At 63.7% G+C, this 24,370-nt stretch carries 25 protein-coding genes and 1 pseudogene; 19 read left to right on the top strand and 7 right to left on the bottom strand.

From position 1 onward, the window contains the following. Positions 1–149 precede the first annotated feature (149 nt). Positions 150–1,643, bottom strand: coding sequence for a CoA-acylating methylmalonate-semialdehyde dehydrogenase (locus G1E_RS10630; RefSeq protein WP_009685805.1), 1,494 nt, complete (start codon positions 1,641–1,643; stop codon positions 150–152). A 72-nt stretch (positions 1,644–1,715) separates the two neighbouring features. Continuing rightward, a complete protein-coding gene (locus G1E_RS10625) occupies positions 1,716–3,062 on the bottom strand; it encodes an aspartate aminotransferase family protein (RefSeq protein ID WP_009685804.1) in 1,347 nt (448 codons plus the stop codon). 118 nt (positions 3,063–3,180) lie between these two features. On the opposite strand from G1E_RS10625, the gene G1E_RS10620 reads away from it, so the two are divergent. The 5 genes from G1E_RS10620 (at position 3,181) to G1E_RS10600 (ending at position 7,486) form a co-directional block, all read left to right on the top strand. Next, entirely contained in the window at positions 3,181–4,098 is a 918-nt protein-coding gene (locus G1E_RS10620) for a LysR family transcriptional regulator (protein ID WP_009685803.1), read from the top strand. A 90-nt stretch (positions 4,099–4,188) separates the two neighbouring features. Next, positions 4,189–4,851, top strand: a complete 663-nt coding sequence (locus tag G1E_RS10615) for a TetR/AcrR family transcriptional regulator (protein ID WP_009685802.1) — start codon at positions 4,189–4,191, stop codon at positions 4,849–4,851. A 9-nt stretch (positions 4,852–4,860) separates the two neighbouring features. Beyond that, on the top strand, positions 4,861–5,445 hold the full coding sequence (locus G1E_RS10610) for a YigZ family protein (protein WP_009685801.1): 585 nt from the start codon (positions 4,861–4,863) through the stop codon (positions 5,443–5,445). A 320-nt stretch (positions 5,446–5,765) separates the two neighbouring features. After that, positions 5,766–6,452, top strand: a complete 687-nt coding sequence (locus G1E_RS10605) for an SDR family oxidoreductase (protein WP_009685800.1) — start codon at positions 5,766–5,768, stop codon at positions 6,450–6,452. A gap of 86 nt (positions 6,453–6,538) precedes the next feature. Then, positions 6,539–7,486, top strand: coding sequence for an adenosine deaminase (locus G1E_RS10600; protein WP_009685799.1), 948 nt, complete (start codon positions 6,539–6,541; stop codon positions 7,484–7,486). 8 nt (positions 7,487–7,494) lie between these two features. Here the strand turns inward: G1E_RS10600 and G1E_RS10595 are convergent, their stop codons facing one another. Beyond that, the gene (locus tag G1E_RS10595) at positions 7,495–8,208 is read right to left on the bottom strand and encodes a helix-turn-helix transcriptional regulator (RefSeq protein WP_009685798.1); all 714 of its coding nucleotides are present in this window, start codon (positions 8,206–8,208) and stop codon (positions 7,495–7,497) included. Positions 8,209–8,681: 473 nt separating this feature from the next. Between G1E_RS10595 and G1E_RS29400 the strand changes: the two genes are divergently transcribed. Then, entirely contained in the window at positions 8,682–8,879 is a 198-nt protein-coding gene (locus G1E_RS29400) for a hypothetical protein (RefSeq protein WP_054881239.1), read from the top strand. On the opposite strand, the gene G1E_RS10590 is transcribed toward G1E_RS29400, so the two are convergent. Continuing rightward, on the bottom strand, positions 8,830–10,011 hold the full coding sequence (locus G1E_RS10590; protein WP_009685796.1) for a multidrug effflux MFS transporter: 1,182 nt from the start codon (positions 10,009–10,011) through the stop codon (positions 8,830–8,832). The genes G1E_RS29400 and G1E_RS10590 overlap by 50 nt on opposite strands. A gap of 154 nt (positions 10,012–10,165) precedes the next feature. Continuing rightward, on the bottom strand, positions 10,166–10,363 hold the full coding sequence (locus tag G1E_RS10585; RefSeq protein ID WP_009685795.1) for a heavy-metal-associated domain-containing protein: 198 nt from the start codon (positions 10,361–10,363) through the stop codon (positions 10,166–10,168). A gap of 144 nt (positions 10,364–10,507) precedes the next feature. Here G1E_RS10585 and G1E_RS10580 point away from each other — a divergent pair, with 144 nt between their 5' ends. The 5 genes and pseudogenes from G1E_RS10580 to G1E_RS30185 all read left to right on the top strand — a co-directional run bounded on the left by G1E_RS10580 (position 10,508) and on the right by G1E_RS30185 (position 15,853). Continuing rightward, a complete protein-coding gene (locus tag G1E_RS10580; RefSeq protein ID WP_009685794.1) occupies positions 10,508–10,894 on the top strand; it encodes a hypothetical protein in 387 nt (128 codons plus the stop codon). Positions 10,895–10,946: 52 nt separating this feature from the next. Next, on the top strand, positions 10,947–13,346 hold the full coding sequence (locus G1E_RS10575; protein ID WP_047149814.1) for a heavy metal translocating P-type ATPase: 2,400 nt from the start codon (positions 10,947–10,949) through the stop codon (positions 13,344–13,346). Beyond that, positions 13,343–13,753: a Cu(I)-responsive transcriptional regulator gene (gene cueR, locus G1E_RS10570; protein WP_009685791.1), complete on the top strand. Its 411-nt coding sequence runs from the start codon at positions 13,343–13,345 to the stop codon at positions 13,751–13,753. Before G1E_RS10575 ends, cueR begins: the two co-directional genes overlap by 4 nt. Positions 13,754–13,909: 156 nt before the next feature. Continuing rightward, positions 13,910–14,995 (top strand): annotated as a pseudogene (locus G1E_RS30190) (cache domain-containing protein); the annotation flags it as partial. A 90-nt stretch (positions 14,996–15,085) separates the two neighbouring features. Beyond that, on the top strand, positions 15,086–15,853 hold the full coding sequence (locus tag G1E_RS30185; protein ID WP_370593767.1) for a methyl-accepting chemotaxis protein: 768 nt from the start codon (positions 15,086–15,088) through the stop codon (positions 15,851–15,853). 73 nt (positions 15,854–15,926) lie between these two features. Here G1E_RS30185 and G1E_RS10560 read toward each other — a convergent pair whose 3' ends face one another. After that, on the bottom strand, positions 15,927–16,706 hold the full coding sequence (locus G1E_RS10560; RefSeq protein WP_009685789.1) for a helix-turn-helix transcriptional regulator: 780 nt from the start codon (positions 16,704–16,706) through the stop codon (positions 15,927–15,929). Positions 16,707–16,814: 108 nt separating this feature from the next. After that, a complete protein-coding gene (locus G1E_RS10555; protein WP_047149813.1) occupies positions 16,815–18,092 on the bottom strand; it encodes an acetyl-CoA C-acetyltransferase in 1,278 nt (425 codons plus the stop codon). 118 nt (positions 18,093–18,210) lie between these two features. On the opposite strand from G1E_RS10555, the gene G1E_RS10550 reads away from it, so the two are divergent. The 8 genes from G1E_RS10550 (at position 18,211) to G1E_RS10515 (ending at position 24,342) form a co-directional block, all read left to right on the top strand. Further along, entirely contained in the window at positions 18,211–19,563 is a 1,353-nt protein-coding gene (locus G1E_RS10550) for a 3-oxoacyl-ACP reductase (protein WP_009685786.1), read from the top strand. 2 nt (positions 19,564–19,565) lie between these two features. Further along, positions 19,566–20,417: a MaoC/PaaZ C-terminal domain-containing protein gene (locus tag G1E_RS10545; RefSeq protein WP_009685785.1), complete on the top strand. Its 852-nt coding sequence runs from the start codon at positions 19,566–19,568 to the stop codon at positions 20,415–20,417. Between the two features lie 91 nt (positions 20,418–20,508). Continuing rightward, positions 20,509–20,814, top strand: coding sequence for a MazG-like family protein (locus G1E_RS10540; RefSeq protein WP_009685784.1), 306 nt, complete (start codon positions 20,509–20,511; stop codon positions 20,812–20,814). Next, positions 20,811–21,560 (top strand): methyltransferase domain-containing protein, encoded by a 750-nt coding sequence (locus G1E_RS10535; RefSeq protein ID WP_009685783.1) that lies wholly within the window; start codon positions 20,811–20,813, stop codon positions 21,558–21,560. The genes G1E_RS10540 and G1E_RS10535 overlap by 4 nt, the downstream gene beginning before the upstream one ends. A gap of 21 nt (positions 21,561–21,581) precedes the next feature. Beyond that, complete coding sequence (locus tag G1E_RS10530) at positions 21,582–22,205, top strand: DUF4136 domain-containing protein (RefSeq protein ID WP_047149812.1); 624 nt, start codon at positions 21,582–21,584, stop codon at positions 22,203–22,205. A gap of 19 nt (positions 22,206–22,224) precedes the next feature. Beyond that, positions 22,225–22,794: a DUF4136 domain-containing protein gene (locus G1E_RS10525; protein ID WP_047149811.1), complete on the top strand. Its 570-nt coding sequence runs from the start codon at positions 22,225–22,227 to the stop codon at positions 22,792–22,794. A gap of 180 nt (positions 22,795–22,974) precedes the next feature. Then, positions 22,975–23,445: a prepilin peptidase gene (locus tag G1E_RS10520; protein ID WP_009685779.1), complete on the top strand. Its 471-nt coding sequence runs from the start codon at positions 22,975–22,977 to the stop codon at positions 23,443–23,445. A gap of 120 nt (positions 23,446–23,565) precedes the next feature. Continuing rightward, positions 23,566–24,342, top strand: a complete 777-nt coding sequence (locus G1E_RS10515) for a response regulator transcription factor (RefSeq protein WP_033690964.1) — start codon at positions 23,566–23,568, stop codon at positions 24,340–24,342. The last annotated feature ends 28 nt before the right edge of the window (positions 24,343–24,370 follow it).

Below are 24,370 nucleotides of genomic sequence, written 5' to 3'. Positions count from 1 at the left end.
CATTGAATTTCAAGGAGTTTTTCGTTCCGTTGTCGCTGGAAGTGGGGCGCATTATAAGGGGATTCGAGAGGGCGTCAACCTTTAATTTCAAGAAAACCCTAAAAAGCAAAACGGGGAGGCCTACCGGCCTCCCCGCTCCCCCTCACCCCTTACAAGCTTGGGAACGCAAACTGCGATGCTTCATGGCTGGCCCGCTGCGGCCAACGCTGGGTAATTGCCTTGCGACGGGTATAGAAGCGCACCCCGTCCGGCCCGTACGCATGCAGGTCACCGAACAACGAACGTTTCCAACCACCAAAGCTGTGATACGCCACCGGCACCGGCAGCGGAACATTGACCCCCACCATGCCCACTTCGATTTCGTCGCAGAACAAACGCGCGGCCTCACCGTCACGGGTGAAGATGCACGTGCCGTTGCCATATTCATGATCGTTGATCAGTTGCATGGCCTGTTCCAGGCTGTTGACCCGCACCACGCACAGTACCGGGCCGAAAATCTCTTCTTTATAGATACGCATCTCTGGCGTGACCTTGTCGAACAAGGTACCGCCCACGAAGTAGCCATCTTCATTCCCGGCCACTCGGAAGCCACGGCCATCCACCACCAGCTCGGCCCCCGCTGCAACGCCCTCATCGATGTAGCCCACCACCTTGTCACGCGCAGCGGCAGTGACCAGTGGCCCCATGTCCAGACCGCACGAAGTGCCTGCACCAATCTTCAAGGCTTTGATCTGCGGTTGCAGCTTGGCGATCAGCGCATCAGCCACCTGGTCACCCACGCACACCGCCACCGAAATGGCCATGCAGCGCTCGCCACACGAACCGTAGGCCGCCCCCATCAGTGCGCTGACCGCGTTATCCAGGTCGGCGTCCGGCATCAGTACCGCATGGTTCTTGGCACCACCCAGGGCTTGCACGCGCTTGCCGCGCTTGGTGCCCTCGGCATAGATGTACTCGGCAATCGGCGTAGAACCCACAAAACTGAGCGCTTTCACTTCCGGCGCTTCGATCAACGCATCCACCGCTTCCTTGTCACCGTGCACCACGTTGAGGATGCCCTTCGGCAGACCGGCCTCCAGCAGCAACTGGGCGATGAACAGGGTGGAGCTAGGGTCACGTTCGGACGGCTTGAGAATGAAGGCGTTACCACAGGCAATCGCCAGCGGGTACATCCACAGCGGCACCATGGCCGGGAAGTTGAACGGCGTAATACCGGCAACCACACCCAACGGCTGGAAATCAGACCAGGCATCGATGTTCGGGCCCACGTTGCGGCTGTACTCGCCTTTGAGCACTTCAGGCGCGGCGCAGGCAAACTCGACGTTCTCGATACCACGCTTCAGTTCGCCAGCGGCGTCTTCCAGCGTCTTGCCATGCTCTTCGCTGATCATTTGCGAAATGCGCGCTTCATTCTGCTCCAGCAGTTGCTTGAAGCGGAACATCACCTGAGCCCGCTTGGCCGGTGGCGTATTGCGCCAAGCCGGGAACGCCGCCTTGGCCGAATCAATCGCTTCCTGCACGGTCGCGCGGCTGGCCAGCTCGACTTTGCGCACGGCCTGGCCGGTGGATGGGTTGAAGACATCGGCGGTGCGCTCACCCTTGGTAACCAGCTCGCCGTGAATCAGGTGCTGAACAATGCTCATGCAAAACTCCAGATGAAGAAGGTAGAGGCCGGCGCGCGTCTGCGCACGCGCCGCGCAGCAAAATCAGAAAGATCAGTCGATCAGGTTCAGGGTTTCGCCGACAGCGTCGAACAGGCGGTCCAGTTCATGCGGCTGTGTGTTGAAGGTTGGGCCGAACTGCAAGGTGTCGCCACCAAAGCGTACATAGAAGCCCGCGCGCCACAGTTTCATCGCCGCTTCGTAAGGGCGAACAATGGCATCACCGTCACGGGCGGCGATCTGGATCGCGCCAGCCAGGCCATAGTTACGGATATCGACGACGTTCTTGGTGCCCTTCACGCCGTGCAGCAGCTTTTCGAAGTGCGGTGCCAGCTCGGCGGAGGCCTGCACCAGGTTTTCCTTCTGCAGCAGGTCCAAGGCAGCGATACCCGCGGCACAGGCCACCGGGTGGGCCGAGTAGGTATAACCGTGCGGGAACTCCACGGCGTACTCTGGCGTTGGCTGGTCCATGAAGGTCTGGTAGATCTCGCTGCTGGCAATCACCGCGCCCATCGGAATGGCGCCGTTGGTCACCTGCTTGGCGATGCACATCAGGTCCGGGGTTACGCCGAAGGCCTGCGAGCCGGTCATGGCGCCCATGCGGCCGAAGCCGGTAATCACCTCGTCGAAGATCAGCAGAATGTTGTGCTGGGTGCAGATTTCACGCAGGCGCTTGAGGTAACCCTTAGGCGGCGGCAGCACACCGGCGGAACCGGCCATGGGCTCGACGATCACCGCGGCGATATTGGACGCGTCGTGCAGCTCGATCAGTTTGAGCATTTCTTCGGCAAGGGCGATGCCACCCTCTTCGGGCATGCCTTTGGAGAACGCGTTCACCGGCAATACGGTATGAGGCAGGTGGTCGACATCCAGCAGTTGGCCGAACATCTTGCGGTTGCCATTGACCCCACCCAGGCTGGTGCCGGCGATGTTCACGCCGTGGTAGCCGCGGGCACGGCCGATGATCTTGGTCTTGGTCGCCTGGCCTTTCAGGCGCCAGTAGGCCCGCACCATCTTCAGCGCGGTGTCGGCGCACTCGGAGCCCGAGTTGGTATAGAAGACGTGGTTCAGGTTACCTGGCACCAGGTCGGCGATCTTTTCCGCCAGCTGGAACGACAATGGGTGGCCGAACTGGAACGCCGGGGAGTAATCGAGCGTGCCCAACTGGCGGGTCACCGCGTCGGTGATTTCCTTGCGGGTGTGCCCGGCGCCGCAGGTCCACAGGCCGGAAAGCGCGTCAAAGATCCTGCGCCCCTGGTCATCGACCAGGTGGTTGCCATCGGCCGCCACGATCAGGCGCGGGTCGCGCTGGAAGTTGCGGTTGGCCGTGTACGGCATCCAGTGGGCGTCAAGCTTGAGCTGGCTGGCGATACCCACGGGGGCGGTTTCAGGCATGTTCATCGGCGGTTCCTCGAAAGACGATCAGGCAACGATGGAGGTGGTTGCAGCTAAGTTGGCACGCGGATAGAGTCTGAAAAAGCCTACATTTCTAATCTTCACACAGGCCGCTACTAAACTAATGAGCAGACGCCCCGATCCACTTGCGCAGGTCAGCGACTTCGACATCCGCCTGCTGAAGATCTACCGCAGCGTAGTCGAATGCGGTGGTTTTTCGGCCGCCGAGAACGTGCTGGGCATCGGCCGCTCGGCCATCAGCCAGCAAATGAACGACCTCGAGCAACGCCTGGGGCTGCGCCTGTGCCAGCGCGGCCGCGCCGGTTTCTCGCTGACCGAGGAAGGCCGCGAGGTCTACCATTCAGCCCTGCAACTGCTCAGCGCACTGGAAAGCTTCCGTACCGAGGTCAATGGCCTGCACCAGCATCTGCGCGGCGAGCTGAACATCGGCCTGACCGATAACCTGGTCACCCTGCCGCACATGCGCATCACCCATGCCCTGGCCGAACTCAAGGACCGTGGCCCCGATGTGCGCATCCAGATCCGCATGATCGCGCCCAGCCAGGTCGAACACGGCGTGCTCGACGGCAGCCTGCATGTAGGCGTGGTGCCACAGACCAGCCCGCTTTCGGGCCTGGAATATCAACCGTTGTACAGCGAGCGTTCCTTGCTGTACTGCGCGGTCGGTCACCCACTGTTCTATGCCGACGACCAGCAGATCGACGACGAGCGCCTCAACAGCCAGGAAGCCATCACCCCCACGTTCCGCCTGCCGGCCGAAATCCAGGCGCATTACCAGGCGCTGCACTGCACGGCCAGTGCTTCGGACCGGGAGGGCATGGCGTTTCTCATCCTTACCGGGCGCTACATCGGTTACCTGCCCGACCACTACGCCACGTTCTGGGTCCAGCAGGGCCGCTTGCGGGCACTCAAACCGCGCGAGCGCTTCTACGACCTGAGCCTGAGCTGGGTGACACGCAAAGGCAGGCGACCCAACCTGGTCCTGGAAAGCTTTCTCGACAGCCTGGCTGCGACACGCTGATGCCTGTCTCTGCCGCAAACGCTTGTCACCTTGGCACAGGCAGGTAATCTTGTCCGACAGCCGCAGCCACTGACCCGTACGGAATCGTCCATGACCCTAGAAGTCCCTGCGCATCGCCTATCCGCCTCGGGCAAGCCCGCGGGCCGCATCCGCCAGAAGAACGAACAGGCCATTATCCAGGCCGCCGAAGACGAGTTTGCCCGCCATGGCTTCAAGGGCACCAGCATGAACACCATTGCTCTGAAGGCAGGCTTACCCAAGGCCAACCTGCATTATTACTTCACCAACAAGCTGGGCCTCTACATTGCCGTGCTCAGCAACATCATCGAGCTGTGGGACAGCACCTTCAACGCCCTGAGCGTCGAGGACGACCCCGGTGCAGCACTGAGCCAGTACATTCGCACCAAGATGGAGTTCTCGCGGCGCAACCCCCAGGCATCGCGTATTTTCGCCATGGAAGTGATCAGCGGCGGCACCTGCCTGACCGAGTACTTCAGTGCCGACTACCGCGAATGGTTCCGTGGCCGCGCAGCCGTATTCGAGGCGTGGATGGATGCCGGCAAGATGGACCGGGTAGACCCCGTGCATCTGATATTCCTGCTATGGGGCAGCACCCAGCACTATGCCGATTTCGCCACCCAGATATGCCAGGTTACCGGCCGTAGCCGCCTGACCAAGCAAGACATGGAAGAAGCGAGCAACAACCTTATCCACATCATTCTCAAGGGCTGCGGCATCAAGCCGGCTGCCTGACCCACATTTATGCCCTCTACCCTGCTCGACCTCTGCGAATACCGCGAGGAAATCCGTAAAAGCCGCTTCATCACCCTGGCCGGGCCGGTCACCAGTGCCGCCGAAGCGATGAGCTTCATCGAACGCCACAGCGACCTGGCCGCCACCCATAACTGCTGGGCCTGGAAGCTCGGCGCGCAGTACCGCAGCAGCGACGACGGCGAACCCGGTGGCACTGCCGGGCGGCCCATCCTGGCCGCGATCGAGGCGCAGGACTGCGATCAGGTCGTGGTGCTGGTGATTCGCTGGTACGGTGGTATCCAGCTGGGTACGGGCGGCCTGGCCAGGGCCTACGGTGGGGGCGCCAACAAATGCCTGCAACAGGCCCCCAAGCGGCTGCTGGTGCAGCGCAGCGAGTTCGCCTGCAGTTGCAGCTTCAGCGAACTGGCACTGGTAAAACTGCGCCTGGCCGAGGTCGATGGGCTGGTGCTCGACGAGCAGTTCACAGCCAATGGCGTGGACCTGTTGATCGCTCTGGGTGAAGCCCACCTCGCAGCGTTGCAGCAGCAACTGGCCGACCTTAGCCGCGGGCGTATACTGCTGCAAGCGCGCTGAATCTGCCCACAACTGCTGTGGGCCTGCCTGTGGATAAGCTTGGGGCATCATGCTGCAAGCCAGAGCAGGCATGGCCTCTAGCGCTTTGATCATTATTTGATCGGTACTACCGGCAGGCTCAAGGCATTGAATGAATTCAGGTTATCCCCAGCCTCACACCCGCCACAACCGGCAGGGTCAGCCCGTGTTTCACACATTAACTGTGGAGCAGCCTGTGGATAACCCGTGCGCCACCGTGCAAAGCCCCCAGCGGCACGGGGTTTACCGCTGCTGCACATTTTTTAACCACCTCCATCCGAAAAACCAACAAGGAGCGCCCCATGGCTGACGCAAAGCACGCACTTATCATCGGCGCCTCGCGCGGGCTCGGCCTGGGCCTGGTGCAACGCCTGCAGGAAGACGGCTGGAGCATTACCGCCACCGTCCGCAACCCTCAGCAGCCCGGAGCCCTGGCAGCTGTGCCTGGTGTGCACATCGAGCAACTGGAAATGAACGACACCGCCCAGCTCGATGGCCTGAAGCAACGCCTGCAAGGCCAGGTATTCGACCTGGTATTCGTCAACGCCGGGGTCATGGGCCCACTGCCGCAAGACCTTGAAAGCGTGCACAAAGACGCCATCGGCGACCTGTTCATGACCAATGCCGTGGCCCCGATTCGCGTCGCCCGCCGCCTGGTCGGCCAAGTTCGCAACGGCAGTGGCGTGCTGGCCTTCATGAGTTCGGTCCTGGGCAGCGTCACTGTCCCCGACGGCGGCGAACTCTGCTTGTACAAAGCCAGCAAGGCGGCGTTGAACTCGATGATCAACAGCTTCGTCGTCGAACAACAACGCCCCGACCTGTGCGTTCTGGCCATGCACCCTGGCTGGGTGAAGACCGACATGGGTGGCGAGCACGCAGAGATCGACGTGCTCACCAGCACCCGCGGCATGCTTGAACAAATCAAGGCGCAAAGCGGTACAGGCGGCCTGCGCTTCATCAATTACAAAGGCGAAACCCTGACCTGGTGATTCATCAGGTCGCAGCCCGGCCGGGCGCAATACCCGGCCAGCCCCTGTAGAATGCCGGCAACCGTACCTGATCGAGATATGCCCTTATGTATGACTGGTTGAACGCCCTGCCCAAGGCGGAGCTGCACCTGCACCTCGAAGGCTCGCTGGAGCCTGAGCTGCTGTTCGCCCTGGCCGAGCGCAACAAGATCGCCCTGCCATGGGCCGATGTGGAAACCCTGCGCGGGGCCTATGCCTTCAACAACCTCCAGGAGTTCCTGGACCTGTATTACCAGGGCGCCGATGTATTGCGCACCGAGCAGGACTTCTATGACCTGACCTGGGCCTACCTGCAGCGCTGCAAGGCGCAGAACGTGATCCATACCGAGCCGTTCTACGACCCGCAAACCCACACCGACCGGGGTATCCCCTTTGAAGTGGTGCTCAACGGTATCAACCAGGCGCTCAAGGATGGCCGCGAGCAGTTGGGCATCAGCAGTGGCCTTATCCTGAGCTTCCTGCGCCACCTGAGTGAAGAGGAGGCACAAAAAACCCTCGACCAGGCGCTGCCCTTCCGCGATGCGTTCATTGCCGTTGGCCTGGACAGCTCGGAAATGGGCCACCCACCCAGCAAGTTCCAGCGTGTATTCGACCGCGCGCGGAGCGAAGGCCTTGTTGCCGTCGCCCACGCTGGCGAAGAAGGCCCGCCCGAGTACATCTGGGAGGCGCTGGACCTGCTGCAGATCAAGCGAATCGACCACGGCGTACGCGCCATCGAAGACGAGCGGCTGATGCAGCGCATCATCGACGAACAGATCCCGTTGACCGTGTGCCCGCTGTCCAACACCAAGCTCTGCGTGTTCGACCACATGAGCCAGCACAACATCCTCGACATGCTCGAGCGTGGCGTGAAGGTCACGGTGAACTCGGACGACCCGGCGTACTTCGGCGGCTACGTCACGGAAAACTTCCACGCCCTGCACACTCACCTGGGCATGACCGAAGACCAGGCCCGCCGCCTGGCCCAGAACAGCCTGGACGCCAGGCTGTCCTGACGCGCGGCTCAACCCACCTGCAAGGTGGCAACGCGGGCTATGCGGTTGATCTGCTGGATGCCCAGCGCCGAGATATGCAATGCCCGCGTGTCCTCGGCCTCGCGCATCCAGCCAGATTGCAGGAACAGCCTGAACAAGGCCTGGCCCAACACGCCCCCCAGGTGCGGTGCCTGGTCGTTCCACTCGGTACAGCGGCAGATCACGCAGCCGCGCTGCTGGTGCGGCGCCAAGGCATCGATGTACACCCCTACCAGGGCCAGCTGCGCCCGCCCTTCATCGCTGACCATCAACAGGCGGCCACTGCCTTCCAGCCAGCCCGCGACCACCATGCGGTGGTATAGCTCACTGGCCAGCTCGCCCCCCAGGTGATCCCCACAGCGACGCGCCCGGCGCAGCGACATGGGCAGCGGTGACACCGGCGCCTTGGCCCGCTCCCCCCTGGCGCTTTCCAGTTGCACGCTGGCCAGCGCCTCTACCGCCGCCCCGACCTGCGGGGTAGCCAGGCGAAAATAGCGTTTGCGGCCACGGGCTTCATGCCTCAGCAGCCCAGCCGATGACAGCAACGACAAGTGCGCGCAAGCCGACGACGAGGTCAGGCCGGTCATCATCGCAAGCTCGTTGGCCAGGCGCGGCGTGCCGTCGATCAATGCCCACAACATGGCACTGCGCTTGGGGTCGGCCATCAGGCTGGCGATCTGGCTGATACTGCTGACTGCGTTCATGTCCCTGTAACTCCCTGCAAGTTCACTGTGTGGATGCGATGGCCAACCCTGGCAGGGAAGCACCTCTCGCTGGCACTGGCCTGGATCGCCAGTATAAGCCGCAGAAATGCTCAATCTGGCAGCCCCACAACGCCCAGTCCTCGTCGAAAAGCCAGTGGGTATACCTACCCATTGCAAGTCGGGAACAGGACCGATGCGACCGGCGAAAACCCTGCGCCTAGGCATTTCGGCCGGTTGCGGCAGGCGCTCGTAAACTCAGCAGGAAAAAAACCTTCGGCACGTTCGGACGTAGCCGACAGCCAGGTACTACAAGTAGCGCAAACTAAAGCGAACGTTCCCCCGGACTTGCAGGCATTGCGGCGCAACCGGCAAACACCCAATCAGGCACCGCCAGTCAGGCCAACGGGCCAGCGCATGGCAGACGGGAGCAGTAGCGCTAAACTGATGCCGCTCCCTTCTGGAGGTAAGCCGCGATGAAAATTGTCGTCAGCGCTTCGCGCCGAAACCCCGCCTGCCCTTGGCAGGTGAAGCTCGATCAGCATGTGATCGGTTTCCGCAGCGAGGCCGAGGCACGGGCCTTTGTCGCCACGCTGGAAACCCGCCTGCGCGCCCCGCACCCGCTCAAGCGCGAACCCTGGCCTGCAAACGGCGGGTCAGTAGCGCGGCACTGACTGCCAATACACCGCAAAGGCAGATCACCAGGGCCATCGGCAAGGCACTGCCATCGTGCAGCAGCCCCACCAGCGCCGCTGCGCCCGCCGCCACGCTGAACTGGACACAACCCATCAGCGCCGAGGCACTGCCGGCACGCGCGCCCTGGCCGCTCATGGCGCAAGCCGAGGCATTGGGGATGATGCAACCGAGGCTGGCAATGCAGGTGAACAACGGCACCAGCAGCGGCCACAACGCGGTCGGCCGCAACGCCGCCACCCCGAGCAGCGCCAGCCCGGCCCCCAGGTACAGCCACACGGCACGGGCCAGCAGGAAGGCCGGCCCACGCTTGGCCAGCAAGCGGGCGTTCACCTGCGCCACCAGGATAAAGCCCGCTGCGTTGGCACCAAACAGCCAGCCATAGTGCTCGGCTGGCACGCCGTACAGCTTGATGAACACGAAAGGTGAACCGGCGATGTAGGCGAACATGCCGGCAATGGCGATACCGCCCGTCACCGCATGGCCGAGGAACACCCGGTCTGCCAGCAGGCGCAGGTACTGGCGCAAAGCGCCGGACAAGGGCTGGCGCGGCATGTCCTCAGGCATGCTCTCCGGCAATCCCAGGCTTACCGCCAACAGGCAAGCGGCACTGAACAGGCCCAGGGTAAGGAAAATCGATTGCCAGCCGGCCACATTCACCAGCACCCCACCCAGCATCGGCGCCAGGATCGGGGCCAGGCCCATGACCAGCATCAACTGCGAGAACACCTTGGCCGAGGCGACCGGGTCGCACTTGTCGCTGACGATGGCCCGCGACAGCACCATGCCCGCACAACCGCCAAGGGCCTGGACGAAGCGTGCCAGCACCAGGGTGTCGAGGTTGGGGGCATAGGCACAGGCCAGCGACGCCAGGGTGAACACGGTCACGCCAAACATCAGCGGTTTGCGCCGGCCAAAACGGTCAGCCACTGGGCCGTAAGCCAACTGGCCGATGGACAAGCCAAGGAAATAGGCGGCCAATGTGGCCTGGACGTGTTTTTCGTCGGTGGCGAACGCCTGCGCCATGGCCGGGAAGGCCGGCAGGTAGAAGTCGATCGCCAAGGGCCCGAACGCACTGAGTGCGCCCAGGATGAGCAACATTCGCAGGTTCATCAGGAATCCATAGCAGGCTAAGCAAGTAGATGATTCTACCTGCTGTCGCCCCTAGGAATGTGAAAACATTTGCAACAAACCTAGGCCCTGTCGCGATGGGCCGCACAGCGGCACCATCGTCAGGGCCTCAACCCAAAACCCGGGTCGACACCTGTTACCCCACCTCAGCCTGATACCCTTCCTCGCGGATGGCCGCCAGAACCTGCTCCTGCACCAACTCACTCTGCACCCGCACCTGCTTGGCCGCCAGGTCGACTTCTACCTTGGCGGACGCATCCAGCTGCTGCACTGCCCGCGTCACGGCCTTTACACAGTGGCCACAGGTCATGCCTTGTACATTGAACACTTGCATAGGGTTGCCTCCTTCAGGTTTTCCACGAGTTTCAAGCTTGCCATCAGGGCAAGGTCAAGTGCCGCGTGGAACAGCTGGGGTGGAAATCCGCACGCGCGTCGGCCAAGCTGCGCCTTTGACGATCAGCCAAGCAGGAGATTTTTCATGTTCAGGGCAGCATTGGGCGTCGTCGGGTTGGTCAGCGCACTGGCTGTGGTGCCACCGGCCAGCGCAGAGGACAACTCGGCCTACAGCGTACTGATCATTTCCCGGGAGCGCCTGGAAGTGGCTACCAGCTGTGAAATCGGGGTGTACCTCAATGATCAGCTTTCCGGGCGGGTGTTTCAGGAGCAGTCCACCTCGTTCAACCTGCCGCCTGGCCCGGTCGATGTGCGCCTGCGCCGGTTGCCTGGGCAAACCTCGGGTTGCGCGCCAGGCATCGAGGACCAACGCAGCACACGTTTGAACCTGCAGGCGGGCCAGATCAACAAATATCGCATCACCATGGGTCAATATGGGCTGGAATTGAAGCGCGCCGATCTAGGCTATTGACCTTCCCCGCATGGCAAGGTTGATGCTGGAGCCCTGTCCAAGGAGGAGAGCCATGCCCGCATCCACCACCTATGACCTGCCGATCTCCGGCATGACCTGCGCCAGCTGTGCTGGCCGGGTCGAGCGCGCATTGCGCAAGGTCAGCGGCGCTGAACACGTCAGCGTCAACCTCACCACTGAAAAAGCCCGTGTCCAGGCCCCGGCCGACCGCCTGCCAGCCTTGGTCGATGCGGTACGCGAAGCCGGCTACGGCGTGCCCACGCGCACGCTGGAACTGCAGATCGGCGGCATGACCTGCGCCAGTTGCGTGGGCCGCGTGGAGCGGGCCCTTGGCAAAGTGCCCGGAGTGGAGCGGGTGAGTGTCAACCTGGCCAATGAACGTGCCCACCTTGAAGTGCTGGCCGCCCTCGACGACAACCTGCTGATCGAAACAGTACACAAGGCCGGCTACAGCGCCAGCGTGCCGCAAGCCGCCATAGACGAGCAGGCCACCGCCCAGCGCCGCCTGCGTAACGAACGCCTGGCAGTGGCTGCAGCATTGCTGCTGGCGCTGCCTTTGGTGCTGCCCATGCTGGTGCAGCCATTCGGCCTGCACTGGATGCTGCCCGCCTGGGCGCAATTCCTGCTGGCCACCCCTGTGCAGTTCATTCTCGGCGCCCGCTTTTATATCGCCGCCTGGAAAGCCGTGCGTGCCGGCGCCGGCAACATGGACCTGCTGGTTGCCCTGGGGACCAGCGCCGGTTACGGCCTGAGCCTCTACGAATGGGCCCAGCCCCCCGCCGGCATGGCCCCGCACCTGTACTTCGAGGCCTCGGCGGTGGTGATCGCCCTGGTGCTGCTGGGCAAGTACCTGGAAAGCCGTGCCAAACGCCAGACCGCCAGCGCCATTCGCGCGCTCGAGGCACTGCGCCCGGAGCGCGCAGTGCGCGTGGTTGGCGACCGGGAAGAAGATGTGGCGATCGCCCAGCTGCGCCTGGGCGACCTGGTGCTGGTCAAGCCCGGCGAGCGCTTTCCGGTCGATGGCGTGGTCGAGGATGGCAGCAGCCATGCCGATGAAGCCCTGATCAGCGGCGAGAGCCTGCCAGTGCCCAAACAACCCGGCGACAGCGTCACCGGTGGCGCCATCAATGGCGAAGGCCGGTTGCTGGTACGTACCGAAGCCCTGGGCACCGAGACCGTGCTGGCGCGCATCATCCGCCTGGTGGAAGACGCGCAGGCCGCCAAGGCGCCGATCCAGAAGCTGGTCGACCGGGTCAGCCAGGTATTCGTCCCCGCCGTGCTGGTACTGGCGCTGCTGACCCTGCTCGGCTGGTGGCTGGCTGGCGCGGCGCTGGAAACCGCCCTGATCAACGCCGTGGCCGTGCTGGTCATCGCCTGCCCTTGCGCCCTTGGCCTGGCCACACCCGCAGCGATCATGGCCGGTACCGGCGTCGCCGCCCGCCACGGCATCCTCATCAAGGATGCCGAGGCGCTGGAGCGCGCGCATGCGGTGAACCGTGTGGTGTTCGACAAGACCGGTACCCTGACCTCGGGCAGCCCGCGGGTAGTCCACAGCAAGGCCCTGGTCGGCGACAGCGCCAGCCTGCATCGCCTGGCCGGCGCCCTGCAACGGGGCAGTGAACACCCGTTGGCCAAGGCGGTGCTGCAGGCCTGCACCGAGCAAGGCCTGCAGGTACCCAGCGTCAGCGACAGCCAGTCGCTCACCGGGCGCGGCATTGCCGGGCGTGTCGAAGGCCGTGAGCTGGCACTGGGCAACCGCCGCCTGCTCGATGAAAGCGGGCTGCAGCCCGGCGGCCTGGCCGACAAGGCACGCGCCTGGGAAGCCGAGGGGCGTACCCTGTCGTGGCTGATCGAACGCGGTCAGCAAACACAGGTGCTGGGCCTGTTCGCCTTTGGTGACAGCCTCAAGCCCGGGGCCGCCGAGGCCATCGACACCCTGCATGCGCAGCACATCAGCAGCCATCTGCTGACTGGCGATAACCGGGGTAGCGCCAAGGTGGTCGCCGAAGCCTTGGGCATCGACGATGTGCACGCCGAAGTGCTGCCGGCCGACAAGGCCGCAACTGTGGCGGCCCTCAAGCAGGCTGGCGTGGTCGCCATGGTCGGCGACGGCATAAACGACGCGCCGGCGTTGGCCGCCGCCGACATCGGCATCGCCATGGGGGGTGGCACCGACGTGGCGATGCAGGCAGCCGGCATCACCTTGATGCGCGGCGACCCGCGGCTGGTGCCCGCTGCCCTGGAAATCAGCCGCAAGACCTACGCCAAGATCCGCCAGAACCTGTTCTGGGCATTCATCTACAACCTGATCGGTATCCCGCTGGCTGCACTGGGCTACCTCAACCCGGTACTGGCGGGCGCCGCCATGGCCTTGTCCAGCGTCAGCGTGGTCAGCAACGCGCTGTGGCTGAAAGCCTGGAAACCCGCCCGCGCCCCCCAGGAGGCAAAATGAACATTGGCCAGGCCGCCCGCCGCAGCGGGCTCAGCACCAAGATGATCCGTTACTACGAATCCATCGGCCTGCTCAAGCCGGCCACGCGCAGCGACAATGGCTACCGCCTGTACCGGGACGAGGACTTGCACAGCCTGGCGTTCATCAAGCGCTCACGCGACCTGGGGTTTTCCCTGGAAGAAGTGGGCAAGCTGCTGACGCTGTGGCAAGACCGCCAGCGGGCCAGCGCCGATGTGAAGGCCTTGGCGATGCAGCATATCGATGAGCTGAACCGGCGCATCGAGGAACTGGTCAGCCTGCGCAACACCCTTGGCGAGCTGGTATCCCACTGCCAAGGGGACGACCGCCCGGACTGCCCGATCCTCAGCGACCTGGCCAATGGCACCGCTGGCAACTGCTGCCACTAGCGCTTGGTATGCCAAAAGCGTCCATTCACGACCGAATAGTCACCAATCACGACTTTATCCAATAAATACGGGCGCTTCAGCTACATAAAACCCGGCTGCTGCCGATGCACTGGTTACCTGCCTCGTGTGTCGACTAAAACAATTCCGGGAGCGTCGATGAGCATCAAACAGAAACTGACCTGGGCATTCGCGGTCATCGCCGGTTTGCCCATCGTGCTGGTGGCCACCCTGGTGGTCCTTAACCTGCGTGGCGAAGCCCGCGATGAATTTCTTGACGGCAGCAGCCGGGAAATCCGCCAGGTCAGCAACGCGATGAACATCTTCTTCCAGGGCATCAACCAGAACGTCGAGTACCTGGCCGCGCAACCGATGGTGGCCGCCACAGGCAGCAACCTGAACAAGTTCCTGAGTGCCAACCCGTCCTACGAGCTGGGCGATCAGGACAAGCAAGTGCTGGACTTCTTCACCCGCCTGGCAGATTCGCACCCCAACTATGCCTACGTGTCCTACGGCGTCAATGACGGCGGTTACATCGGCTGGCCAGCCGGGCAGAAGTTCGTCAACTACGACCCACGCACACGGCCGTGGTACCAATTGGCCATGGCCAACCCGGGCAAGACCGTGCGCACCGGCGCCTATTACTGGGCTGCCGATGACGCGGTGCTCATCAGTACCGTGCGCACGGTAGCCAACCAGTTGGGCAACCCCGGCGGTGTGGTCAACATCGACGTTTCGCTCAAAGGCCTGACCGAGATCGTCAAGCAGATCAAGCTGGGCGAGAGCGGCTTCCTGATGCTGGTGGAAAGCAACGGCAACGTGATGGTCGACCCACGCGACGCCAGCCACAACTTCAAGCAACTGGCCAGTTTTGGCGACGGCTATGCCGAGTTGGCCAAGGCCGGCAAGGGCCTGGTCGAAGTCGAGCTCAATGGTGTGCGCTACATGGCCAACGTCTACCCCGACGAGCGCCTGGGCTGGACCTTCATCGGCCTGATCGAGCAAGGCGAAGTGATGCAGACCACTACCCGCCTGACCTGGCTGATCGGCGTGGTCGCCTTGGTCCTGGCCGCCCTGTTCGCCGTGGTCGGCGCCGCCTTCGCCAAACTGATCGTGCGCCCGATCAACAGCGTCACCAACGGACTGGAAGACATTGCCCAGGGTGAGGGCGACCTGACCCGCAGCCTGGAAATTCGCGGCCGCGACGAAACCGCCCAGCTGGCCAACTGGTTCAACCAGTTCCTCGGTGCCATTCGCAGCCTGATCCAGCATATAGGTGCGGCGGCCAGCAAGATCCTCAGCACCTCGCACAGCTCGACCCAGGTGTCCAGCAACATGGCCGAAGCGGCCGGCCGCCAGCGCGAGGCGGTGGACATGGTGTCCACCGCCTTCCACGAGATGGTTGCCACCGCCAACGAAGTGGCGCGCTCGTGCAGCCAGGCGGCCCAGTCTGCGGACAGCGGCCAGCAACAGGCCCGTGAAGGTCAGCAGCAGATCGATGCGGCGGTCCACAGCGTTGACCGCCTGAGCCAGGAAATCGAGCAGTCGGCGCAGTCGATCCAGCAACTGGAGCGTGACAGCAATGCCATCCAGTCGATCCTCGGCACCATTCGCTCGATTGCCGAGCAGACCAACCTGCTGGCCCTGAACGCCGCCATCGAGGCCGCGCGGGCCGGCGAGCAAGGCCGTGGCTTTGCCGTGGTAGCCGATGAAGTGCGGGCGCTGGCCAAGCGCACGGCCGACTCCACCGCAGAAATCGACGGTTTGCTGGGCAACCTGGCCAACCGCACCTCCGAGGTGGCTGCACAGATGCACGCCAGCCTGGAAGTTTCGCAGCAGTCGGTCAGCCGTATCGGCCTGGCCCGCGACAGTTTCGGGCAGATCCGCGAGTCGGTGGACGTGATCCGTGACATGAACACGCAGATTGCAACCGCAGCCGAGGAACAGCACCAGGTAGCCGAAGATATCAACCGCCACATCAGCCAGATTCATGGGGATGCGCAGTTGGTGGCCGAGTTGGCCCAGGCAGCACGCCAGGATTCGGAAAGCCTGGCCGGGTTGTCCAATGAACTGGACGTACTGGTGCGCAGGTTCCGCACCTGACAAGGCGCCGGTGCAGGCCGCCCCGTACCGGGGCGGCTTCAGCTACACATAGGCCAGCACCGGCAACCCCTGGTCAGAGCCTCAACTCCCCCGGCGTTGCCCCAAACAGCTGCTTGAACGCCGCAATGTACGCGGAAGTGGAATCATACCCACAACCCAGCGCCGCCTCGGTCACGCTCTCCCCCGCCTCCAGCAAGGCCAGCGACGACAGCAAGCGCATGCGCTGGCGCCAGTTGCGAAAGCTCAAGCCGGTTTCACGCTGGAACAGGCGCATCAGCGTTTTTTCGGAACACCCCAGCTGCCGCGCCCATTGCTGCAAGGTCTGCGCCTGGTCGGGTGCGGCGATCAAGCCATTGCACAGCGCCAGCAAACCCGGGTGGCGCGGCAACGGCAAGGAAAAGCCGACTTCCGGCAGGGTTCGTAACTGGTCGAGCAGCACCGCCACCAGCCGCGCCTGAGCACTATCGCCCTCAGGGTAATCGGCTGGGTACAGGCAGAACTGCTTGATCAACTCACGCGCCAGCGGCGTCACCTCCAATACCCGACACTGCGGGGCAGCCCAGGGGCAGGCGTCCCGGCGTACATACAGGCTGCGCATCTCGGCCTGCATCGAGGTCACCACCGCATGCTCGGCGTCAGCCGGGATCCACACCCCCCACTGCGGTGGCGCAAAGTAGCTGCCTGCGTCGGTGTAAACACCCAGCACGCCGCTGATAGCGTAGGAGAACTGTACCCAGTCGTGCTGGTGGCGTGTGGTCCAGGAACCGGCGCCCAGGCTTTCGGCACGTGCGTACAGTGGCCTGGGCAACTGCTTGAGTTCAGGAATGGGACGGGGTTGTCCGATGATCGGCATGGCGGCTTCTGTTAGTGCTGACCAGACAAGCCTAACAGTTACGATCAACGCCTGCGGGATATCTGCCGCCTGCCGCGCGGGCATGCCTGCCAAACAGACGGCGGTTCTTCACCGCTCGACGATGACCGTGACCCCTTGCCCGCCCGCCGCACAAATGGAAATCAAGCCGCGCCCCTTCCCTGCCGTTGCCAGCAATTTCGCCAGGTTGGCCAGTATTCGCCCGCCGGTCGCGGCAAACGGGTGCCCGGCAGCCAGCGAACTGCCCTTGACGTTGAGCTTGCTGCGGTCGATGGCCCCCAACGGCGCATCCAGCCCCAGCCGCTCACGGCAGTACCCAGCGTCTTCCCAGGCCTTGAGCGTACACAACACCTGGGCCGCAAAGGCTTCGTGGATTTCGTAGTAGTCAAAGTCCTGCAAGGTCAGGCCATTGCGTGCCAGCAAGCGTGGCACTGCATACGCCGGTGCCATCAGCAGCCCCTCGCGGCCAGTGACGAAGTCCACTGCTGCGGTTTCACCATCGACCAGGTAGGCCAGCACCGGTAACCCCTGTTGCGCGGCCCACTCTTCACTGGCCAGCAGCACCAGCGACGCACCATCGGTCAAGGGCGTGGAATTGCCTGCCGTCAACGTACCCTGGCCACTGCGGTCGAAGGCCGGCTTGAGCTTGGCCAACTGCTCCAGTGTCAGGTCCGCGCGCAGGTTGTTGTCGCGCATCAGCGACAGAAATGGTGTCAGCAGGTCATCGTGCCAACCTTCGGCATAGGCAGCCGCCAGCCGCTGGTGGCTGAGCAACGCCAACTCGTCCTGGGCAGCCCGGCCAATCTTCCAGGCCTGGGCCATGCGTTCGCAATGCTCGCCCATCGACAACCCGGTGCGCGGCTCGCCGTTGCGTGGCAACTCAGGACGCAGATGGTGCGGGCGCAACTGCAGAAAAGGCTTGAGCCGTTCGCCCAGGTTTTTGCCACGGTTGGCCTGCAGCAGGATATGACGCAGGCCTTCGTTGACCGCAATCGGCGCATCCGACGTGGTGTCCACGCCACCGGCAATGCCGCTGTCGATCTGCCCCAGCGCAATCTTGTTGGCCACCAGCAGCGCCGCCTCCAGGCCGGTGCCGCAAGCTTGCTGGAGGTCGTAGGCAGGGGTTTGCGGCGAAAGCCGCGAACCCAGCACACATTCGCGGGTCAGGTTCATGTCGCGGGACTGCTTGAGCACCGCGCCAGCGACCACCTCACCCAAGCGCAGCCCATGCAGGCGATAGCGCTCGATCAGCCCTTCGAGGGCCGCGGTCAGCATCGCCTGGTTGCTGGCGGTGGCGTAGGCCCCATTGGAGCGGGCAAAGGGAATTCGGTTGCCGCCCAAGATCGCGACCCGGCGAAGTGAACGCATATGCCTGTTCCTCCTGAAACAAATTGAACCGTACTGCCTGGGTGTTCTTACCCTGGTCGAACGACCATGCCACAAACTTGGTCCACACTTTCAAGCTTGCCTTTGCGGAGACCTACTCATGAGCGATCGCTACCTCGGTTTTGCCAACTCCAACCTTGGCCGCCGCTTGGTGGATGCCCTGGGCCTGCCACGCCCTGCGCCTCTGGAGCGCTGGCAGGCTGGCCGCCTGCGCCCGGTGGAGGGGGCGCTGGTGCTGGGCGGCGGCCCCCTGGCAGGCCAGGTCGAAGCCTTCGCCGCGCGCCTTACCGATAACATATACCGTTTCAATGCCGACCACCTGCAGGGCGAGCCTTGGGTCGCTGGCCTGGGGCCTAAAATCAAAGCCGTGGTGTTCGACGCCAGTCACTTGTCCGACAGCGATGAGCTGAAGCAGTTGCGCGAATTTTTCCAGCCGCTGCTGCGCAGCCTGGGCCCGTGCGCCCACGTCGCGCTGCTGGGCCGGCCACCGGAAAGCCTCGACAACCCGCAGGCCAGTATCGCCCAGCGCGCCCTGGAGGGCTTCAGCCGCTCGCTGGCCAAGGAACTGCGCAATGGCGCAACCGCTCAGTTGCTGTACGTCGGCCCCGGCGCTGAAGACCAACTGGAAGGTGCCTTGCGCTTCTTCCTCTCGCCCAAGAGCGCGTTCATCTCCGGCCAGGTGCTGCGCCTTGGAGCCTGCGCCAGCCAGGTCGAGGACTGGACCCGCCCGTTGGCTGGCCGCCGTGCACTGGTTACCGGCGCCGCGCGCGGAATCGGCGCGGCCATCGCGCAAACCTTGGCACGTGACGGTGCCGACGTTCTGCTGCTGGATGTGCCACAGGCCAGCCGCGAACTCGACGCACTCGCTGCCCGACTTGGCGGCAAGGCCCTGGCGCTGGACATCTGCGCCAGCGATGCCGCCTCACAACTGCTGGCTGCCCTGCCCGACGCCATAGACATCGTTGTGCACAATGCTGGCATCACGCGCGACAAGACCCTGGCCAACATGACCCCGGACTATTGGGACGCCGTGCTCGCGGTCAACCTGCAGGCGCCACAGGTGCTGACCCAGGCGCTGTTTGACGGTGGCGCGTTGGGTGAACATGCGCGCATAACCTTGTTAGCCTCGGTCAGCGGCATTGCCGGCAACCGCGGCCAGGCCAACTATGCCGCCAGCAAGGCCGGGCTGATCGGCCTGGCCCAGGCCTGGGCGCCGAGGCTCGCCGAGCGGGGCGCGAGCATCAACGCCGTAGCCCCCGGCTTCATCGAAACCCACATGACCGCAACCATGCCCATGGGCCTGCGCGAAGCCGGGCGACGCTTGAGTTCGCTGGGCCAGGGCGGTCGCCCGCAGGACGTGGCCGAGGCCATTGCCTGGCTCAGCCAGCCGGGCTCGGGGGCGGTCAACGGCCAGGTGCTGCGTGTTTGCGGCCAGGCACTGATGGGGGCCTGACCATGAGCCGTCAATGGCACGACCTGCATAGCCCGGCTGCCCGCCCCAGCCTGTACCTGCGTGCCGCCAGCAAGCGCACGATCAGCGGTGAGCACCTGCCCGACGATGGCCTGCGCTGCTTCATCCAGGTTGAGCCGGCCAACCTGGACGCCTATCGGCGGCTTTGCCACTTCCCCGACGATGGCCGCCTGCCGGCTACTTATCCACACGTCATGGCTTTTGCGCTGCAATTGCAGCTGATGACCGCCCGTGACTTTCCCTTCCCGCTGCTGGGGCTGGTGCACCTGCAAAATCGCATCGAAGTGCTGCGGCCACTGGGCGCTATCGAAGGGCTGCGCTTTGCGGTGTATGCGCACAACCTGCAGGCGCATGACAAAGGTGGCACCTTCGACCTGGTGACCGAAGCCGAAGATGGCATCGGCGTGCTCTGGCGTGAAACCAGCCGCATGCTGGTACGTGGGCTGAAGCTGGATGGCCAGGCCGGCGGGCATGCCGACGACGAACCGCCTTGCTTGCCCGAGGCCACCCGCTGGTATGCCGACAGTGACATCGGCCGGCGTTATGCCAAGGTGTGCGGGGACTACAACCCTATCCACCTGAGTGCGGTCAGTGCACGGTTGTTCGGCTTTCCCACGGCCATTGCCCATGGCATGTGGACAAAGGCCATGGCACTGGCCGCATTGCGCGGGCACCTGCCGCACAGCGGCTATGCCTTTGAGGTGGCTTTCCGCAAGCCGGTCAGGTTGCCCTCCGAAGTGGTGCTCAGTGCCAGCGAGGCGGGGCCTGCAGGGGTGCTGCGGCTGGATGGGCATGGGGGCATACTGCATATGCTCGGCCGCTGGGATCAGCTCTAGAGCTCATTGCCGGGCCCAGGGGCCGCAACGCGGCGGCCCCTTGCTTTGCATCGGGCCAGGGCAGAAGCTATGCAGCATTTGGAGACCCCCGATGAACCTGCAAGAGCTTACCCAACGCCTGCACCAGATCCGTGACAACAACGACTGGCGTGGCTTTCACAGCCCGAAGAACCTGGCCATGGCCGCCAGCGTCGAAATGGCCGAGCTGGTCGAGATTTTCCAGTGGCTGAGCGAAGACGAATCGCGCCAGCTGCCTGCCGACAAATTGGCCCACGCCGGGCAGGAAGTCGGTGACGTGGTGCTCTACCTGCTGCTGTTGTGCAGTGAGCTGGGCCTGGACATGGACCAGGTGGTGCGTGCCAAGCTGGCCGACAGCGAGAGGCGTTTCGCTCGATGAACGACCGTCATTTCGATGAACTGGCCACCCGCTTCGCGGAAAAGATCTACGGCGGCGCCAAGGGCGCGATCCGCCTGGCCGTCTTGCAGGCCGACCTGGCCGAGGCGCTGCCTGATCGCCCGTTGCGTGTTCTGGATATCGGCGCCGGCCTGGGTCACATGGCCTTGTGGCTGGCCGAACGTGGCCACCAGGTGACCCTGGCAGAACCGGCTGCACCCATGCTCGACGGCGCCCGGGCCCGTTTTGCCGAAGCCGGCCAGACGGCCACCTTCGTCCAGGCCCCCTGGCAAGACCTGCTCGGCCAATTGAACGAGCCCTACGACCTGGTGCTGTGCCACGCTGTGCTGGAATGGCTGGCCGAACCCGAGAGCATCCTGCCCGTGCTGCACCAGCTCACCGCCACGGGTGGCTGGTTGTCGCTGGCGTTCTACAACCGCGACGCCCTGGTCTACCGCAACTTGCTCAAAGGCCATTTCCGCAAGCTGCGCAGCAACCGCCTGGAAGGTGAAAAGCAGAGCCTGACGCCACAGAAACCGCTTGATCCACGCGAGCTTAAGGCGCACCTTGAACCCTTGTGGCAGGTGCAAAGTGAAAGCGGTGTGCGGGTGTTCCACGACTACATGCCCAAGGAGTTCCAGGCCAAGGCCGAACTGCTCGACCTGCTGGAGATGGAGCTGGCCTACCGCCGCCACCCTGGGTTCGCCGGGCTCGGGCGCTACCTGCACTGGGTTTGCCGCCCTCGCTGAGCGGCCTGCCGGGAGGAATACATGCCATACCGTCTGTTGTACCTGGCCCTGCTGCCGCTGGCCCTGGCTGGCTGCCAGAGCCCCAATCCGTATGTTGCCAGCAGCCGGCCGTTGCCCCCGGCGCCGGCCCAGGCGGCCGCTACCTTCGATGCCAGCGCCTACCCGGCACCGGCACGGGACTATGGGCGCTACCGCAGCTGGAGCTGGCGTAACGGCCGGTTGCCCAGTGGCTCGGCGGGGGCCGACCCGGCGCCCCTGGCCGATGCCGTTGGTGGTGCCCTCGACCAGCATGGCCTGCGCCCGGCGCGGGGCGGCCCCGGCGACTTGCTGGTAAGCGCCGACATGCGCCTGGAGAGGCGCTTGCGGCAAGTGCGCGATTACGACACCTATGACCCTTACCCCTACGGCAGCGTGGGCTATGGCGGTTACCGCCATGGCTACGGCGGCTATGCCAGCGTGCCAGTGGTGCGTACCTACGAGGTGCAGGTGATGGTGGTGCGCATCGACCTCTACGACGCGCGTACCGGCCAACCGGTATGGAGCGCCAGCGCCGAAAGCGGCAGCGACAAGGACTCGCCACGCGAACGCGAAAACGCCGTGCGCGATGCTGTGCACAAGGCGCTCAGCGGCTATCCTCCCAGTTAATAGCCAACGGAGAACCATCATGTTGCGCCGTCTCGTTCTACTGTCATTCGCGCTGGTATTGGCAGCCTGCTCGAGCACTAACGTTCAGCAGGATTTCGATGCCAGCCGCGACTTTGCCGCCTACCGCAGCTGGGCATGGCAGGAGCCAGGTTTGCAGTACCGCCCGGATGACCCTCGCATCAAGAGCGACCTGACCGAGCAGCGCATCCGTACGGCAGTGGCCGAGCAGCTCGACCAGCGCGGCCTGCGCCCGGTGCAGGGCGGCGCGCGGCCAGACCTGACCGTACGCACCTACCTGATCGTCGAGCAGCGCCAGCAACAGATCACCACCAATTACGGCGGGGGCTGGGGTGGTTATTGGGGCGGGTACTGGGGTGGCCCCATGTACAACGAAACCCGCAGCGTCGATTACAAGGTGGCCACCATTCAGGTCGACCTTTTCGATGGCCGTGACGGCAAGCTGGTCTGGCGCGGCAGTGCCGAGCAGATCATGAACAACTACCCACCGGGCCCTGAAGAGCGTAACAGCGCCATTCAAAACACCGTGGCCAAGGTGCTGGGCAATTACCCGCCGGGTAGCCGGAAATAACCTTCAAAAGCAGCCAGGGGCTCAAGCGCAGCCCCCGGTGACAGCTACGACAAAATCCGTTCCGACCACGCCTTTTTCGGTTGCAAGGCCTACTCGTGCGCACGTTCCGGTCTATCTTCAGTCAAGGAAACCTGACTGACCGGGTAGAAGTGTTCAACTTTTAGGAAGGGCGACCTGCCAATGCAAAGCATTGTTCTGCTGCTGTGGCTTGCCTTGTGCTCCGAACAGGATGTGCGTCAACGCCAGATCTCCAACCTGCTCACCCTGGGTGTGGCCAGCTGTGCCCTGCTCTGGCTGTTCGCCACTGGCCATAGCTGGATGGGGGCCGATGCCAGCGATGCCGGATGGGCGCTGGCCATCGTCATGCTGTTGACCCTGCCCGGCTATATGTACGGCCACTTCGGCGCCGATGATGTCAAGCTGATGGGCGCCCTGGCCTTGGCCAGCGGCACGCAATACGTGCTTGGCACGTTCATTGGCGCTGGGGTCAGCGTGCTGGTCTGGCTGCTGGCCCGTCGGCGTCTATGGCTGCTGCTCAACCCCAAGATCAAGAAGCGCCTGCAAGCCCTGACCGAAGAAATGGGCGACAAGCAGGCGTTCGTCCCCTATGTGCTCACCGGCTTTCTGCTGACAGCCGTATGGATCCAATAGCGATGCCTGTGGTCGGACAATGTGTACAGGGTTTGTACAGAATCGCCGTGTGCGACTACTTTTTACATTGCCAGAGCGTCTGGCCCGGGAGCAGGGCCGTATACGAACAGGGAGTTGATCGTGTCCAGACCAGTGAGTGAAGTGAAGGTATTGGTGGTCGACGACCAACCGGTCATTGTCGAGCAGCTATGTGAATACCTTGAAACCGCGGGTTACACCTGCATACCCGCCTATTCCACCGACGAAGCCATAGAGCGGTATACGTCGGACCCCGCAGTCGGCCTCATCATCTGCGACCTGGAAATGCCCGAACGGGACGGCATCGAGCTGGTGCGCGCCTTGAAGGAGATCGACGGCAGCCAACGCATGTTCGAGGCCATCATGCTGACCGGCCGGGGGGAAAAACAGGACGTGATCCGCGCCCTGCGCGCAGGTTTTGCCGACTATTACCAGAAACCCATGGACCTTGAGGAACTGCTCGAAGGTGTGCGCCAGCAGGAGCAGGCCTTGCTCGAGCGCCAGCGCAACCTCCGCAACCTGGGCGGCTTGAACCAGCGTTTGCAAGAGTTGGCCGAGTCTGTGGACGAGCTTTATCAGGAGCTGGAGAAAGCCCGCGGCCAAGGCGCCCATCGGCGTGCCACGGATGCTGATGAAAGCGAGAGCGAGCTACCCGCAGCGTTCGAGAAACTGTCGCCCCGCCAGTTGGAGGTCGCGCGGCTGGTGAGCAAGGGCAAGACCAATTACCAGATTGCCTGTGAACTGGGGATCACCGAGAACACCGTCAAACTGTACGTGTCGCAGGTGCTGCGGTTGACGCATATGCATAACCGTACCCAATTGGCGCTGGCGCTGACGCCCAGCTCATCGCCAGTGCATCAACGCTTCACTACCCACTGACCGGCGCCTGCTGTACCCGGGGCGTATT

Origin of the sequence: Pseudomonas sp. TJI-51 (assembly GCF_000190455.2) — a bacterium.
Lineage (GTDB): Bacteria > Pseudomonadota > Gammaproteobacteria > Pseudomonadales > Pseudomonadaceae > Aquipseudomonas > Aquipseudomonas juntendi.
This window is presented reverse-complemented; position numbering and strand designations above follow the sequence as displayed.

Coding starts and splice junctions, on each gene's coding strand:
- G1E_RS10625 (WP_009685804.1), bottom strand. CDS start 3,062: ATGAACATGCCTGAAACCGCCCCCGTGGGTATCGCCAGCCAGCTCAAG.
- G1E_RS10580 (WP_009685794.1), top strand. CDS start 10,508: ATGTTCAGGGCAGCATTGGGCGTCGTCGGGTTGGTCAGCGCACTGGCT.
- G1E_RS10560 (WP_009685789.1), bottom strand. CDS start 16,706: ATGCCGATCATCGGACAACCCCGTCCCATTCCTGAACTCAAGCAGTTG.
- G1E_RS10540 (WP_009685784.1), top strand. CDS start 20,509: ATGAACCTGCAAGAGCTTACCCAACGCCTGCACCAGATCCGTGACAAC.
- G1E_RS30185 (WP_370593767.1), top strand. CDS start 15,086: ATGGCCGAAGCGGCCGGCCGCCAGCGCGAGGCGGTGGACATGGTGTCC.
- G1E_RS10590 (WP_009685796.1), bottom strand. CDS start 10,011: ATGAACCTGCGAATGTTGCTCATCCTGGGCGCACTCAGTGCGTTCGGG.
- G1E_RS10555 (WP_047149813.1), bottom strand. CDS start 18,092: ATGCGTTCACTTCGCCGGGTCGCGATCTTGGGCGGCAACCGAATTCCC.
- G1E_RS10530 (WP_047149812.1), top strand. CDS start 21,582: ATGCCATACCGTCTGTTGTACCTGGCCCTGCTGCCGCTGGCCCTGGCT.
- G1E_RS10615 (WP_009685802.1), top strand. CDS start 4,189: ATGACCCTAGAAGTCCCTGCGCATCGCCTATCCGCCTCGGGCAAGCCC.
- G1E_RS10520 (WP_009685779.1), top strand. CDS start 22,975: ATGCAAAGCATTGTTCTGCTGCTGTGGCTTGCCTTGTGCTCCGAACAG.
- G1E_RS10610 (WP_009685801.1), top strand. CDS start 4,861: ATGCCCTCTACCCTGCTCGACCTCTGCGAATACCGCGAGGAAATCCGT.
- G1E_RS10575 (WP_047149814.1), top strand. CDS start 10,947: ATGCCCGCATCCACCACCTATGACCTGCCGATCTCCGGCATGACCTGC.
- cueR (WP_009685791.1), top strand. CDS start 13,343: ATGAACATTGGCCAGGCCGCCCGCCGCAGCGGGCTCAGCACCAAGATG.
- G1E_RS10550 (WP_009685786.1), top strand. CDS start 18,211: ATGAGCGATCGCTACCTCGGTTTTGCCAACTCCAACCTTGGCCGCCGC.
- G1E_RS10535 (WP_009685783.1), top strand. CDS start 20,811: ATGAACGACCGTCATTTCGATGAACTGGCCACCCGCTTCGCGGAAAAG.
- G1E_RS29400 (WP_054881239.1), top strand. CDS start 8,682: ATGAAAATTGTCGTCAGCGCTTCGCGCCGAAACCCCGCCTGCCCTTGG.
- G1E_RS10605 (WP_009685800.1), top strand. CDS start 5,766: ATGGCTGACGCAAAGCACGCACTTATCATCGGCGCCTCGCGCGGGCTC.
- G1E_RS10585 (WP_009685795.1), bottom strand. CDS start 10,363: ATGCAAGTGTTCAATGTACAAGGCATGACCTGTGGCCACTGTGTAAAG.
- G1E_RS10630 (WP_009685805.1), bottom strand. CDS start 1,643: ATGAGCATTGTTCAGCACCTGATTCACGGCGAGCTGGTTACCAAGGGT.
- G1E_RS10525 (WP_047149811.1), top strand. CDS start 22,225: ATGTTGCGCCGTCTCGTTCTACTGTCATTCGCGCTGGTATTGGCAGCC.
- G1E_RS10620 (WP_009685803.1), top strand. CDS start 3,181: ATGAGCAGACGCCCCGATCCACTTGCGCAGGTCAGCGACTTCGACATC.
- G1E_RS10545 (WP_009685785.1), top strand. CDS start 19,566: ATGAGCCGTCAATGGCACGACCTGCATAGCCCGGCTGCCCGCCCCAGC.
- G1E_RS10600 (WP_009685799.1), top strand. CDS start 6,539: ATGTATGACTGGTTGAACGCCCTGCCCAAGGCGGAGCTGCACCTGCAC.
- G1E_RS10595 (WP_009685798.1), bottom strand. CDS start 8,208: ATGAACGCAGTCAGCAGTATCAGCCAGATCGCCAGCCTGATGGCCGAC.